The organism is Cerasicoccus arenae (genome assembly GCF_014651635.1).
Lineage (GTDB): Bacteria > Verrucomicrobiota > Verrucomicrobiia > Opitutales > Cerasicoccaceae > Cerasicoccus > Cerasicoccus arenae.
In genome coordinates this window covers 163,080-177,126 of record NZ_BMXG01000001.1, presented here as the reverse complement: position 1 = coordinate 177,126, position 14,047 = coordinate 163,080, and the positions used below count along the sequence as shown (strand labels likewise).

Below are 14,047 nucleotides of genomic sequence, written 5' to 3'. Positions count from 1 at the left end.
CTTAGTGTGCGGTTGCTAATTTGTTTTGCATGCCATTTTCCGGTGGAGAGCCGCCGAGGGCGCGGGAAATAATGGTGACATTGTGGTCGATCATGCCGATGTAGGTACCTTCGTAGGAACCAGTCTTGCCCATGGCGTCAGAGTAGAGTGAGCCGCCAATGACGAGCATATGTCCTTGGGCACCAGCTCCTTCGACTAGGGCGCGGACATTTTTATCGGACACCGAAGTCTCGACGAATACCGCCGGGATTTTATTTTCCACCAAAAAGGACACGAGATGTTCGATGTCGCGGACGCCCGCTTCGGACTCAGTGCTGAGACCCTGAATGCCCTTGACCTGAAGGCCATACGCGCGTCCCATATAATTAAAGGCATCGTGTGCGGTGACAAGGATACGTTGGTTTTCGGGGATCGTTGCAAGGACTTCCCGCGCATAGTTGTCGAGCTTCTTGAGCTGGGTAATATAAGCGTTAGCGTTTTCCTGATAAAAAGTCGCGTTCTTCGGATCGTATTCGGAAAGGCTCTCAGCGACGACTCGTGTAGCGTGAATCCAGCCACTCACGTCCATCCATACATGTGGGTCAAAGTGCTGGGCTTCAGTGTTCAGCACATAGTCACCCTCGTCTTCGATGCCTTCCGTGACAGCATAAACGGGTTTGCTGCGGGCAATTTTCATCAGGACATCGGCCATCTTACCTTCGAGCATAAGGCCGTTGTAGAAAACAATGTCCGCGCGTTTGAGAGCAATCAGGTCGTTGCGGGTGGGCTTGTAGAGGTGAGGGTCGATGCCCTCGCCAATCAGGCCTTCGACGTCGGCTTTATCACCTGCGACATTTCGGACGATGTCGGTAATCATGCCCACAGTGGTGACCGCCTGATAGGGATATTTTTTCGGCACGGCCTGCACGTGCAGGGAACCCATGAGCACGATGAAAAGGACTATTGTTTGAATGAGTTGCCGGTACATACTTATATGGAGATTAAAGATTCATGGCACAACGGATACCGATGATGAGGGCATCGCTTTCGCTGTAGTGCGGATTGATTATGTATTGCAGGTCGGGCTGCATGGACAGCCAACTGGTGAGGTCAGCCGTGTAGGTGACCTCGACGACTGTTTCGCTGGCAGTAACCGGCGTTCCTCCCAGTAAACTTGCGTTTCGGTAGTCGTTACCAAACCAAGCATGCGAGGCAGCGACACCAAAGGCATCGGACGCAATAAAGATACTTTGCAATGAAAAGCCTCCATCGACGAAAGCAGTGACGGTGGCCAGTGACTCGTCGGGAGAGAAGCTCCCCCGGCAAAATAAGCTGAGGCCGAGGGGATCACCCTTGGGATCGAGCAATTGATGGTCAATGATGCCATAGACCGCGCCGAGTCCATCTTCCGTCCCACCCGTGGAGAAATTCGTAAAGTCGCCCGTGGCGTAAAAACCGCCGAGTTTAAAAATGCCGTGTCCGAGTAGATTATAATCAACGCCAGTCTCGCCAAACCAAGCCCAGCCAGCGCTGCCGCCAGTGCGCCACTCAAAACCATGATTGCTGGGCTGGTTCGGCCCGGCATCGCCAGCGTAAACGGCACCGAGAACTTGCCAGCCCTCGAACGGTTCGTAGTTAACCAGCGCCCCGGGTGCGGCGAGTGGGTAGATTGGCGCGGCAATGTTGCCGGATTCCGTGAGGATGGGCCCAAAGCATGAATTGATAAAGATCAGCGCAGTATCAGCCGCCATGAAGTCATCGTCTGCCGCAATTTGCCCGGCTTTCAGATAGAGCCTGCCCTCGAATAAGCTTTGCGATGCATAAAGATTGAAGACGTTGACGTCGGTCCCCGTGTAGATGTTGCTCACGCCGTTGAAATCTCCGATGCCGTTCCCACTCAAGTCGTTGCCATGGAAGTAGAATGCGTTGATAAAGAATGCGCCACCGGTCCAGCCGACAAGCTTCTCCAAATCCACTTCGAGACCGAAGTCGATGAGAATTTCCCAGGCCGAATCGTCGTCGTAGCCGCCATCGACATTGGCAAGGAATTGGCCCGTTGCAGAGGCGAAAGGGGAGAGTCCATGGTCTTCGAGCTGTGGCCGTAAGCCACCCCAAGAGCCCGTGGCACCTTCGGCTTTCATCCAATCTTCACCAAAGGCGTCATTGGTCAGGCGCAGCTCATCGTAGGCAGGGTCGGCATTGCTGCCGGGTGTTGCCAAAAGCGCCGAACAGATGAAGAAAGCCATGAGCGTTAATGTTTTAGTGGTAAGTTGTTTTGGTAGAATCATGCTTATGTAGCGCGTGCTACATTGGTTATGTAGCCTGTGCTACATTGGTTATGTAGCCTGTGCTACATTATTTGCTTGTCAACATATTTTCGTTACGGTTTGGTGAGGATGATGGCGACGGGTAATGACAACCAGACGGCAGCCCGACGACACCAGCGTGTGCGACGGCAGCATTCCAACGAACTGGCTCAGGATTACGTGGAAGCAATCTACGATCTGATTGAGGCCGGCCAAGTCGCGAGGGTCACGGACTTACAGGAGATTTTTGGGGTTACGCATGTATCGGTCGTGCGTGCTCTACAACGCTTCGAGAAACGAGGTTTGTTGGATCGTTCCGGCGATGGATTACAGTTGACCGATGAAGGCCGAAAAATGGCCGCTGCCTCTGCGGTGCGTCACAATCTGGTGGTCGATTTTCTCCGGGCGATCGGAGTTTCTGAAACTCAGGCTCACGCTGATGCGGAAGGACTGGAGCACCACATCAGTGATGAAACGCTGGCCGCGATGAAGCGGCTTTTGGAAGCGAAGTTGAAGATTAAAAATTAAGGCACCCAAGTGGGCTTTATTCTTGGCTCAACTTTCTACGCCTAGCATGGCTTGGCGTAAGCTGCGTTGAAGCTGCTCGATGCGGAATGGCTTGGGAACGATGTCGGTGATCGAAAGCTGATTGAACAAGGGGTTTTCCTTGGTGTCATCGAAGGCCGTGATCAGGATGAATGGCATCTCTGGGCGCAGTTTCCGAATTTCGGCAGCCAGCTCAAGCCCGGTCATCTCGGGCATGCGGGAGTCGCTCAAGATGATGTCAAAGTATTCGGGGCGTCGTTGGAAAATCTCGAGTGCTTCGCGCCCATCCCGAGCAACGGTAACACGGTAGCCAAGGGAGTGGAGGATGTCTACGCCAAGGCTGCGAATGGTGGGCTCGTCATCGACTAGGAGGACTGTTTGACTACGGGTCATTGAGGCGCTGGCGAGTCGCTCAATCATTGGCGTGACTTCCTCTACGGAGCCTTCAGGCGCAATGGGGATCAGGATTTCAAAGCGGGTACCGTGGTCTGGCGTGCTGGTGACTTGGATATCGCCTTGATGAGAGTCGATCACGCTTTTGACAACTGCGAGTCCGAGGCCGCTGCCCATACCAAAATGTTTGGTCGTGTAGAAAGGGTCGAAAATGCGATCAAGCTTATCGGAGCTAATGCCGTGGCCATCGTCTTCTACGATAATGCGCGCTTGGTCATTTTGGATTTCCAGCTCGATATTGAGTTGGCCGCGCTCCTTGCGTCCGAGAGCTTGCAGGGCGTTGGTGCATAGGTTCATCACGGCCTGCGCGAGCTGGCTTGAAGCGCCATTTACGTAGATGCGCTCATGAGAAACGGCTGAGGTTAATTGGATGCTGGGGGGCAGGGTGGAGCGGATCAGTAGAATGATTTCATTGACGACTTTGGTCAGATTGAAGACCGCAATAGGCATCTGATGAGTGCGGCTAAAGGTCTGAATCTGCCCGGTCAGCTCTGTAATGAGACGTGAAGCCAATTTGATGTTACTCAGGGATTTCTTCAGCTCATTCTGGTTCGTTAGGGCTCGTTCGGCCAGTTGAGCATTACCTTGAATGCTCGTTACGAGATTATTGATGTCGTGTGCAATTCCCCGAGCGAGCTTTCCCAAAGTGATGGTTTGCTCCATCGTTTGGTCAGTCACGTAATTCGGGGCAACTGGCTCAATGTCCTCATTTGCCTCAAGCATGGCTTCAATTTTTCTTTTAAATTGAAGAGAGACAAGCTCCATCTTCGTCTGGTTTCAGGTGTAAGCCATTGGAGAGCGGATGATTAGGACCGAGTGGTGAATCCCCAATCGATTTGATCGGACTTAAGCAAAAAAATAAGGCCCGGAAGACCGGGCCTTATTGGAGAAAATACTGTCTCTACCTCTATTAGGTGAGTCCCTGAATGATGCCGATAATTGGTAGGAAGAGCGCGATAACAATTGTACCGACGATCACGGCGAGGAAGATAATCATGATTGGCTCAATGATCGAGGTGATACTGTTCACCGCGTTGTCGACGTCTTCATCGTAGTTATCCGCGATTCGATTAAGCATTTCGGCGAGCTCACCGGTTTCTTCACCAACGTCGATCATACTGGTGACCATGGTCGGGAAAATCTTCTGTTGTTCCAACGGGGTGGCCAAGCTTTCACCATCACGCACACGGTCATGAACGCGGTCCAGCGCACTGGCGATACGGCTGTTGCCGATGACATCGCGGGTAATGTTAAGCGCTTGCAGGATTGGAACGCCGGAGGAGAGCAGCGTACCGAAGGTGCGGGTGAAGCGAGAAATGGCCGCCTTGCTGACGAGTTCGCCAACCTTAGGAGTATTCAATGCCAGCCAATCTTTGGCTTTTTGGCCAGGTCCGGTGCTAATCAGGAAGCGGGCGAGGAAAAACAGGCCGACTGCGACCACGATCTTGATCAAGGCATCGATAAAGCCTGTGGGCTTAACCACGTTACCAGCGTCGATGACAAAGCGGGTCAACGCAGGCATCGGTTGGCCCTTAAGCATTGTTTCAAAGATTTCCTGGAACTTCGGCACGATAAACATCAGCAAACCGAGCACGATGATCATGGCCACCGAGATAATAACGGCTGGATAAATCATCGCAGACTGGATCTTCTTGCGAGTCTTCAGATCCTTTTCCATGAATTTGGCCAGACGGGTGAGCACCACGTCGAGCACGCCGCCAGCTTCACCGGCCTTAATCATGTTAATGAAGAGTGGCTTGAAAATCTTTGGATGCTGGGCGAGGCCATCGGAAAAATTATTACCCGAGCGGACGTTATCGGCGATTTGCACCAACACATCCTTGAAAGCGGGGTTCTTTTCCTGCCGGATCATGACTTCAATACTGCGCAACAGCGGAAGGCCTGCTTGGAGCAATGTAGCCATCTGACGGGTGAAAATCGTCAGGTTTTCCTGATTGATGATCGGGCCGAAGCGGAAGCCGCCTGATTTTTTGCCGCCTGTATTGGCAGCAGAGGCGGCGCGACGAGATTTTTTACTGGTATCAGCCTGTTGGCTGATTTTGCTCACCATCAGGCCCATGCCCGAAAGCTTGCTTTGCGCGTCCTCTTCGGAGGCGGCGTCAATGGCCCCGGATTTTTGTTTACCGGAGGGATCGATTGCTGTGTAGCTGAATTTTGCCATGGGGTCGTAAGCGGGTCAGATATGTATAAGGCAGGCCAAGGTAGTGAATGATTGGTGCCAGTGACAATTTAAATCTATTGAGTTTCTATGTATACTTTAACACTTCCTCGATGGTGGTTGCGCCATCGAAGATCGCGCGGAGGCCGTCATCGCGCAGAGTGCGCATACCTTGCTCAAGTGCTTTTTGTTTGAGCACAAGAGTCGGAGCTTTCTGGGTAATGAGGTCGCGAATGGTGTCGCTGATGCCCATCATTTCGAAGAGACCTTGGCGTCCACGATAGCCGGTTTGGCTACATTCGGAGCAGCCTTTGCCGTAGTAAAATTGCTTGTCTGCGATTTCCAGCGGGTCGATGCCGAGAATATCGATCAGCTCGCCGTCTGGCTCGTAGGCAATCCGGCAGGATGGGCAGATGCGGCGGACGAGGCGTTGCCCGAGCACACCTTCCAGCGAGGCGGAAATCAGGAAGGGCTCCAGGCCCATGTCGATCATACGCGTTACCGCGCCAGGAGCGTCATTGGTGTGAAGCGTAGAAAGTACCACGTGGCCCGTGAGCGATGCTTGCACCGCGATTTGGGCGGTTTCCAGGTCGCGAATCTCACCGACCATGATTTTGTCCGGGTCTTGGCGCAAGAAGGAGCGTAGGGCGGCGGCAAAGTTGAGGCCTACGACGTGATTAATCGCCACCTGCATGATGCCGTCGATCTCATATTCCACCGGATCTTCGGCTGTGAGGATCTTGGTGTCGATCTGGTTAACCTCGCGTAGTGCGGAGTAAAGCGTAGTTGTTTTGCCCGAGCCGGTGGGGCCAGTGACGATAAAGATGCCGTTGGGGCGCGCCACGAGCGAGCGGATGGTATGCAGGATGTCTTCCGGCATAGACAGGTTGTCCAGGTCGAGGTTGACCACGGACTTGTCAAGCACACGAAGCACCACCGATTCGCCAAACTGCGTGGGCAGCGTGGATACGCGCAAGTCCACTGGGCGGCCCGCGATGGTCATTTTAATGCGGCCATCCTGCGGAATACGGCGCTCCGCGATGTTCAGGCTGGAGAGCACCTTGATACGGGAAATGACCGGAATTGCCAGATTGGAGGGGGGGGGGGCCATTTCGTAGAGCGCACCGTCGATACGGTAGCGGATGCGAAACTGTTTCTCGAAGGGCTCGAAATGGATGTCGGACGCCTTGTCGCGGATCGCTTGCTGGAGCACCAGATTGACGAAACGAATAATGGGCGTTTCGTTGGCAAGATTGGTCAGTTCGCTGGCAGATAGGTCTGTAGAAGCGCTTATTTCGGCCTCGGACGAACGAATCTCGTCGAGTAGGTCGTCAATGGAGGCGTCCTCGCTACCGTAGTGCTGGACGATCAGATTATCGATGAAATCGGGGTCCGTGACGATGAGGTTGACGTCTTTGCTGAGGGAGAACGTCAGGTCATCAATGATGTTGTTGTTGAACGGATCCTTGGCCAGCAGGTCGATCGAACTGTCGTCCACTCGTAGCGGGAGCACAGCGTACATACGGGCGACAGAGGCTTTGACTGACTGGACGATCTCCTCGTCAATGCGCTCGGGCGGCTTTTCCAGATATTCATACTGGAGGTAGTCGGCCACAAGCTGCAGGAGTTCGTGTCGTTCCACTAACTCGGAGTCGATGGCCTCTTCGGCCAGCGCTTTGCCGGTGTTGATGTGGGCTTGGTTTAGGTCATCCAGCTGCGCATTGTCGATCAAGTCGCTTTCTTGCAGGATTTCGTAAATGGTGTCGTTGTGATCTTCAAACATGGGTGGGCAACGAAGCGGGCTGATTAAGATTTCTGTGCCGCCATGGAGGCGACTTTATTGCGCATTTCATCGGGCAACTGTGATTTTTCGATGCAGGTTTCGCCCGTAATGAACCCGCGGTTGAAAAGGCTGAGCAGATGAGCGTCTAGGGAGATCATACCCAAGTTTGCGCCCGTCTGGATGTCGGAGCTGATGCGGTAGGTTTTATTTTCGCGGATCAGTGCGGAAATGGAATCGGTGGTGATCATGATCTCGTAGCTAGCTACGCGACCCCCGCCGATCTTGCGGCAAAGCACCTGCGAAATAACTGCCACGATGGACGAGGCCAATTGCGTGCGAATCTGGTCCTTGGTGTCCGCCGGGAAGGCGTCTACGATACGGTCCACCGTGCGGGCGGCACCGGTGGTGTGCAGGGTGCCGAAGACGAGGTGACCGGTTTCCGCGGCGGAGACCGCTGCTTCGATCGTTTCCAAGTCACGCATTTCCCCCACCAGAATGATGTCGGGGTCTTGGCGAAGTGCACCGCGGATGGCGTCTGCGAAGCTCGGCACGTCGATGCCGACTTCGCGCTGCGTCACGATGCAACGCTTGTGCGGGTGGAAATATTCAATCGGGTCCTCAATGGTGATGATGTGCCCGTCCTGGTTTTCGTTGATCCAGTTGATCATCGAGGCCAGCGTGGTGGACTTACCGGAACCCGTTGGTCCGGTGACGAGGATGAGCCCGCGTGGGCGGGTCAGGAGGTCCTTCACTTTGTCTGGCAGACCAATTTCTCGCAGCCCAAAGAGCTTGTTGGGGATTTGCCGGAGCACCATGCCGTAGTTACCCTTGGCCTTCAGCACGGATACGCGGAACCGCGCACGGTCCATAAAGGCAAAACCAAAGTCTGCGCCGCCGATCGTCTTCAGCTTCTGTTGATGGCCATCGGAGGTGATGGCGGACATTAGCTCCTCGGTGTCTTCCGGTTCGAGGTCTGGCCCGTCAACCGGGACCATGGAGCCGCCAGTGCGCAATGTGGGGGGCTGGCCTACCTGAATGTGGAGGTCTGACGCGCCTTCATCGCACATCAAGTTGAGCAGTTCATTCATTTCGTAGCTCATGTCTTTTGGCGTGTTTGGGTTGGCGTTGGCGGGTGGTGAATAAGGGTTAGCTCATGTCGCCCACGGTCACGTGGAGGACTTCCTCAATGGTGGTCATGCCAGCAGCGACCTTGCGGAAACCGTCTTCGCGCATGGTGCGCATACCAGCTTCGCGGGCCTTAGAACGCAGCTCGACGAGCGAACGGCCTTCGTAAATCATCTGCTGCACTTCTTCGGTGATGACAAAGAACTCGAAGATGCCCATGCGGCCTTTACAGCCAGTGTTGGTGCATTTGGCGCAGCCTTCGCCCTTGAAGAATTCAATGTCGGCCAGCTGTGCCTGCGGCACGCCCAAGGCGTTGAGCTCGCTGATTTCCGGCAGATAAGGCTTCTTACAGCCGAGGCAAATGCGACGCACGAGACGCTGGGCAAGCGCGCCACGAAGCGCGGCCGAGACCAAGAAAGGCTTCACGCCGATATCCACCAGACGCGTCACCGAGCTGGGGGCGTCGTTGGTGTGCAGAGTGGAGAACACCATGTGACCGGTCAGCGATGCATTGATCGCGATTTCCGCCGTCACCAAGTCACGAATTTCCCCAACCATGATGATGTTGGGCGCTTGGCGGAGCATCGAGCGGAGTGCGGCGGCGAAGGTCATCCCCACGTCTTTGCGCACTTGCACTTGGTTGATGCCCGTCATCTGGTATTCCACCGGGTCTTCCACCGTAATGATCTTGCGGTCCGGGTGGTTCACGTAATTCAGCGCGGAATAAAGCGTGGTGGACTTACCGGAACCAGTTGGCCCAGTGACCAGGAACACGCCGTCTGGCATGGCGATGATCTTCTCGAAATTCGCTTGGTCGTCCGAGAAAAAGCCCAACTGCGGCAGACCAAGGTTCAGGCCTTCCTTGTCAAGAATACGCATGACAATGGACTCGCCGTAAACCGTTGGCAGAACGGAGACGCGTAAGTCAATTTCCTTGCCCTGAGCCTTCATCTGAATGCGGCCGTCCTGCGGGACGCGCTTTTCCGCAATCGAGACGTTGGCCATCAGCTTAATGCGAGAAATAATGGCGGGCTGGAGGCGCTTGGGCGGGTTTTCCACCTCTTGCAAACGTCCGTCAATGCGGTAGCGGACGCGGAAACGCTTTTCCAGCGGTTCCATATGAATGTCCGACCCGCGGCGCTTGATGGCCTCGGTGATGATCATGTGCACGTAGCGGATGATCGGGGCGGATTCTTCGTCGGAGTCGCCTTCGTCGCCAGTGGGCAGCTCGACTTTGATGTCGGCGTCTTCCAGCACATCGCGGTAGAGATTGTCCATGCCCGACATGCCCTGAGCTTCGGGGCTGTCGTAATAGTTCTCAATCGCTTTGGAAATGGATTCAGGAGTGGTCAGCCGCGTATTGACGCTCATCTTGAGCACATGGCTGAGGCTGTCGATCGAGTCGACGTCCAGCGGATCGCAGGTCGCCAGCTCCAGCGTATTGCCGTCTACTTCGATCGGGAATACGTGGTAGCGAGCGGCCATGTCGCGATCAACCAGCTCCAGCGCTTCGTGGGAAACGCGGATGTCGTTGAGGTCGATCGTCTCCATGTTGAACTCCTCGGCCAAGGCCTGGATGATCTGGAGATGAGTGCAGGCACCACTGGCCACAATGTGTTCAATGGCTTGACCGTCAAGGTCGTCGGGCGGGGTTTCCTGGGCGCCGACCTCGGCCAATGCCTGGTCCACGGCGTCCGCGTCCACCAGGCCGCGGTCCTGCATTAGTTGGAGAACAAAGTCGTCAGCGGATGTCACAAGCTATAAAGTAGATTATCGTCGTTCAAATTGTGGGCAAGCCCCGAAGTTTCGTCTTTCAGGGCGCCGTGTAAAGGAGGAAATGCGCAGAAGTCCTTATCACTTGGCGCTTTCGCGCTCAACCGAGTGAATTGACCCAGGTCCGCCCCCTAGATTTAGCCAGTGATTTCATGGAGTCAGGGGGCGAATCGAAATACATGCGTTGATGACACAGGTTTTTGCCGTCGGCGGCAAATCCATTTTTGGGTCATCGGCTAATTATTATTGAGGCAAACTCCTTATTGGACCGCCAGTAGACCTACCAGTCGATCCAGAAACGGCGTTTGCGCCGCTTTCAGCATGCGCCGAGCCTTCTCCACGGTGACCATTTCTGCTCGGTCTACCTCTGGGATAAAAATCTTTTTGCCGGATTTCGGTGGCCATTCAATCTCAATCTGGTTGCTGACGACTTCTCGCCCTGCTGGCCATTTCCCACGAAATGCCCACGCATGGACGACTTTGCCACCTTTTTGCGTAATCGTGTCCAATGGCCAAAAAATCACCCGCTGATCGACAATGGGCGGCGGCGTCAGGCCGATTTCCTCGGCAAACTCCCGCCGCGCGACTTCCAGCAGATTGTCTTCTCCGGGGTCCGGTTCGCCCTTGGGGATCGACCAATGCCCCGCGTCCTTCTTCTTAAAGTAGGGCCCGCCAGGATGCGTAATAAACACCCGTAGCTCGTCGCCCGAGTCGTCATACATCAATAAACCTGCCGAAATTCGTTCCTTGCCCATCGTTACTCCGAAGGACTAGCGGCGGCAGGCTCTACGTCAAAACGAATATGGAACGTGGGTTCAGTGTTGTCCCATTCGGCAATTTCGTTTGAATCGTAACGATCTATGAAATCGGCTGCGTTATGATCGAAGCGCGACGGATAGCTGCTGCCTCCTGCGTCAATGAAGTCATTTCCCACCGAATAAATAATTGCCCGCGCGGGGTTGTAGCGGATTGGTTTGCCGTCGAAGGGGTCTAGAGGCACGGCGTCAATGTAGGCCGGCACCAGCGCATCAAGCGTTGGGGGCAGGGTGCCATGCTCCAGTTGGTAAAGGCGAATGACGAGATACAGATAGGTGCACTCACTGAGGAAATCGAGTTTTGCCAATAAATTTGTTAAGGTCTGAATCGCAGGAATCAGTATATGGTGCATGCTTTCGCCGACGAAATTGCCTGATCTTAGCATTTTGAATAAGTCTTTGTGCTCGAGGTTATCGAAAAAACTATAATCGTGCTGCTCGATGGGTAGCGTCGATTGCGCGATCAACAATTCATACAATCGGTAAAAGGAATTTCGAGTGGTGTTGGGCTTATAGGCAAGCATGCGTAACGGTCTGGGATATTCATTGGATGTGCCAATTGCGTAGTCCAAATTATCAGCGTCGCCTTCAATGGCAGTTAAGACACTCAGGCAAAATTGAAATTCACACTGGAGCGCATAAGTTAAACTAGTCTGCGAGTCTTCGTTTCGTGGATAGCGAGCAAGGACTTCTTGTAGCACCAAATCCGGCAGAGAATAATGGCTTACGAGATAAGCAATCTCGTTATTAACTATCTTATGGGCGGCGGTGGCGATGACTAAGTTAACCACGCCGCCCTTTGCCTTTTGGAACTGTTTAACGTTCAATGCCGTTTCGAGTAATGAATTGAGGGCTCCGGCCGGGTTGCCGTCGATTGCCACAATCCTTGCCTGCAGCGCACGCATTTCTATGTAGGATAAGATATGTTTGCTTTCAGGGATAAATCTTTCATAAGTTGGTTCTTGGTCGAAGAGGAATAATTCCATCGACAGGGCGTCGCTGATGGCGTCCATGTTCGCTTGGTTAGTCGCAAGCATTACCTGGATTTCGTCCACCGTCAGTGGCTTCTCATATGGATAGAATGGATTTATGTCGACCCATTCGTCCCAATCATCTGCTTCCAATCTGCCCATTTCCCACTCCATGCCTTCGGTCACTTCTCGCAGCTTGGTGTAGCCGTTGATCGCCGCATCCTCAGGCCCGATTTCTACGTTCATGCTGCTGTAGTCCAGCGGTTCCTCGTCACTTACGATCCAGATCGTGACGCCCGCGATCAGCATCAGCGCGCAGGCTAGAAGTACAAAGAGGTAAGGGTGCTTTTTTATCATGACTAAAATTCCTTCAAGGCAGCGGCGAGCTGGCCGTAGAGGCCAAGGGCGAAGGGCTCAATCGTGCGGCGGTGTGTGTGCTGCTCGGCTTCACCGCGTTTGTTGTTGGGGGCGACGGAGCCGAGCCAGCCGTCGGGCTCCAGGCAATTGCCCAGGCCATCCCAGCAGCGTTCGGCGGAGGCGAGGGCTTCATCGCCAAGTAGGCCGAGTTGGTGCAGGGCCATCAGCGCGGTGGCGATGCCAGAGGAGCCAGAGCTGTCCGGCGGAAAGCCTTGCCCGGCTTCGTCGAGGAAGTTGTCCCACAGTCCGTCGGAGCGTTGGCGGGAGATGATCCACTGCCCGCGCTCGGCGGCGTGGGCGGCCAGAGCGGCATCGCTGTCCACGCCGAGCGTTTCGAGGCACCGGGTCAGCCCGAGCAAATACCAGCAGATGCCGCGCGTCCAGTTGCGGAAGGAGAGGGCACCCTCGCGGTTGCGTAAATAGAGATCGCCGTCGATGCAGAGCTCGTTCCGGCGTGCGCGTAGTTGGGTGAGCGCAGATTCTATCAAGGCGGTATCGCCTCGCCCCGCGCCGATCACCGCCAGTGGATAGGCAACCGTATAGTTGCCTTCGGCTGTCACGCAGTGGTCGGCGATGAGGCCATCTGCTCGTGTGTCGGCGCGCCAATTGGCGAGTGCCCAGTCAGTTGCCGGGCAATAGGGATCGCGCGCCGCGAGTACGGAGACGGGCAGGGTGCTTTCGACGCCATGAAAAGCGTTGTGCACTTCTTGCCCGCGAGGGTTTTGGTAAACCAATTCATCGCCTTGGAAAAAATGCGCCAACCACGCGTCAATGGCTACGGCCCAGCCTGCGTGAGGAGCCGCCCGCTGTAGCTGCGCTAGCCCGTCGAGCACGCAGCCGCCCATCCAACTGAACTGGCACACGGCATCCGTTTGCAGTCTGGTGAACGCATGTTGGCGGCGGGTGGGCAAGTCTGCGTCTGGGTCAATGGTGATGGGTGCTAGCGGCGCTTGTGTGGCAATCCAAAGCTCGGCCTCGCCCGTGACTTTTGATACGCGTAGTTCATCGCCTCCCGTTGGCATTAGCAGCCGTATGCGCTGCGCATGTGATGCGTAGCTGGCGGCAACTGACTGCTCCTGCCCGCGCCCATCGACAAAGGTGACCACGCAATCTCCTCGCAAGTCTGCCGCTACTGCCAAGCTGATGATTTTTCCGCCGCCCCCGAGGCATCGAAGCACGTTTCCAGGCTCGATTCGCACGGCATCTAGATTTGCCAGCAAAGCCTGTTTAGGAGTGGCGACTGTGGTGTTAATGAGTTGTGCGGTCAGCATGCGAATTGGGCGAAATGTTAGAGGGAGGCGCGAGCCACATTGCACTCAAATGGTGAAACGTGGTCTCTGCGGGTGCCCCGAAGGCGAAGACCCATTGACTTTTTAGAGGCCCTCTCAGAGGGCAAGGTAGAAAGTTATTTGCAAATTCGACGTAACATGCTTTTTCGCCTGCCCAAGGGCTATTTTTGATTGGGTGTTCTCATTTAATGTGGCCGATGTCGTTGACTGTCAGTAGGCGTTAATAGTGACTATTAATGTGATCAGGTGAGCACATTTTCGTTGCGATGGATCAACGAATTTGCGTTACTGGTTGTCTTATGAAAAATCTAACTGCCCTTTCCTGTTCTCTGTCTCATTTCACACCCACCTTCGCGAATGGTGGTTGTTCATCGAGCGTCTTTAATAATTGCCCGCTGCAGAATTTCGCTT

At 54.6% G+C, this 14,047-nt stretch carries 11 protein-coding genes; 1 reads left to right on the top strand and 10 read right to left on the bottom strand.

Translation table 11 applies throughout. From position 1 onward, the window contains the following. Position 1 precedes the first annotated feature (1 nt). Together IE065_RS00800 and IE065_RS00795 are read right to left on the bottom strand one after the other, a co-directional pair. The gene (locus IE065_RS00800; protein WP_229792030.1) at positions 2-922 is read right to left on the bottom strand and encodes a metal ABC transporter solute-binding protein, Zn/Mn family; all 921 of its coding nucleotides are present in this window, start codon (positions 920-922) and stop codon (positions 2-4) included. A gap of 58 nt (positions 923-980) precedes the next feature. Then, positions 981-2,225 carry a carbohydrate porin gene (locus IE065_RS00795; RefSeq protein WP_189510851.1) on the bottom strand — a complete coding sequence of 415 codons (1,245 nt, stop codon included), beginning with the start codon at positions 2,223-2,225 and terminating at the stop codon, positions 981-983. 117 nt (positions 2,226-2,342) lie between these two features. Between IE065_RS00795 and IE065_RS00790 the strand changes: the two genes are divergently transcribed. After that, the gene (locus IE065_RS00790) at positions 2,343-2,813 is read left to right on the top strand and encodes a metal-dependent transcriptional regulator (protein WP_189510848.1); all 471 of its coding nucleotides are present in this window, start codon (positions 2,343-2,345) and stop codon (positions 2,811-2,813) included. Positions 2,814-2,840: 27 nt separating this feature from the next. Here IE065_RS00790 and IE065_RS00785 read toward each other — a convergent pair whose 3' ends face one another. From IE065_RS00785 to IE065_RS00750, 8 genes are all read right to left on the bottom strand, one after another. After that, positions 2,841-4,007, bottom strand: coding sequence for a hybrid sensor histidine kinase/response regulator (locus IE065_RS00785; RefSeq protein WP_189510845.1), 1,167 nt, complete (start codon positions 4,005-4,007; stop codon positions 2,841-2,843). Positions 4,008-4,194: 187 nt separating this feature from the next. Then, positions 4,195-5,466 carry a type II secretion system F family protein gene (locus IE065_RS00780; protein ID WP_189510842.1) on the bottom strand — a complete coding sequence of 424 codons (1,272 nt, stop codon included), beginning with the start codon at positions 5,464-5,466 and terminating at the stop codon, positions 4,195-4,197. Positions 5,467-5,551: 85 nt separating this feature from the next. Beyond that, positions 5,552-7,246 (bottom strand): GspE/PulE family protein, encoded by a 1,695-nt coding sequence (locus IE065_RS00775; RefSeq protein WP_189510839.1) that lies wholly within the window; start codon positions 7,244-7,246, stop codon positions 5,552-5,554. A gap of 23 nt (positions 7,247-7,269) precedes the next feature. After that, positions 7,270-8,346 (bottom strand): type IV pilus twitching motility protein PilT, encoded by a 1,077-nt coding sequence (locus IE065_RS00770; protein ID WP_189510836.1) that lies wholly within the window; start codon positions 8,344-8,346, stop codon positions 7,270-7,272. Positions 8,347-8,392: 46 nt separating this feature from the next. Further along, complete coding sequence (locus IE065_RS00765) at positions 8,393-10,126, bottom strand: GspE/PulE family protein (protein ID WP_189510833.1); 1,734 nt, start codon at positions 10,124-10,126, stop codon at positions 8,393-8,395. 278 nt (positions 10,127-10,404) lie between these two features. Beyond that, positions 10,405-10,899 carry an NUDIX hydrolase gene (locus IE065_RS00760; protein WP_189510831.1) on the bottom strand — a complete coding sequence of 165 codons (495 nt, stop codon included), beginning with the start codon at positions 10,897-10,899 and terminating at the stop codon, positions 10,405-10,407. Between the two features lie 2 nt (positions 10,900-10,901). Further along, positions 10,902-12,287 (bottom strand): hypothetical protein, encoded by a 1,386-nt coding sequence (locus IE065_RS00755; protein WP_189510827.1) that lies wholly within the window; start codon positions 12,285-12,287, stop codon positions 10,902-10,904. A gap of 2 nt (positions 12,288-12,289) precedes the next feature. Next, positions 12,290-13,618 carry a glycoside hydrolase family 88 protein gene (locus IE065_RS00750; RefSeq protein ID WP_189510824.1) on the bottom strand — a complete coding sequence of 443 codons (1,329 nt, stop codon included), beginning with the start codon at positions 13,616-13,618 and terminating at the stop codon, positions 12,290-12,292. Positions 13,619-14,047: the final 429 nt, after the last annotated feature.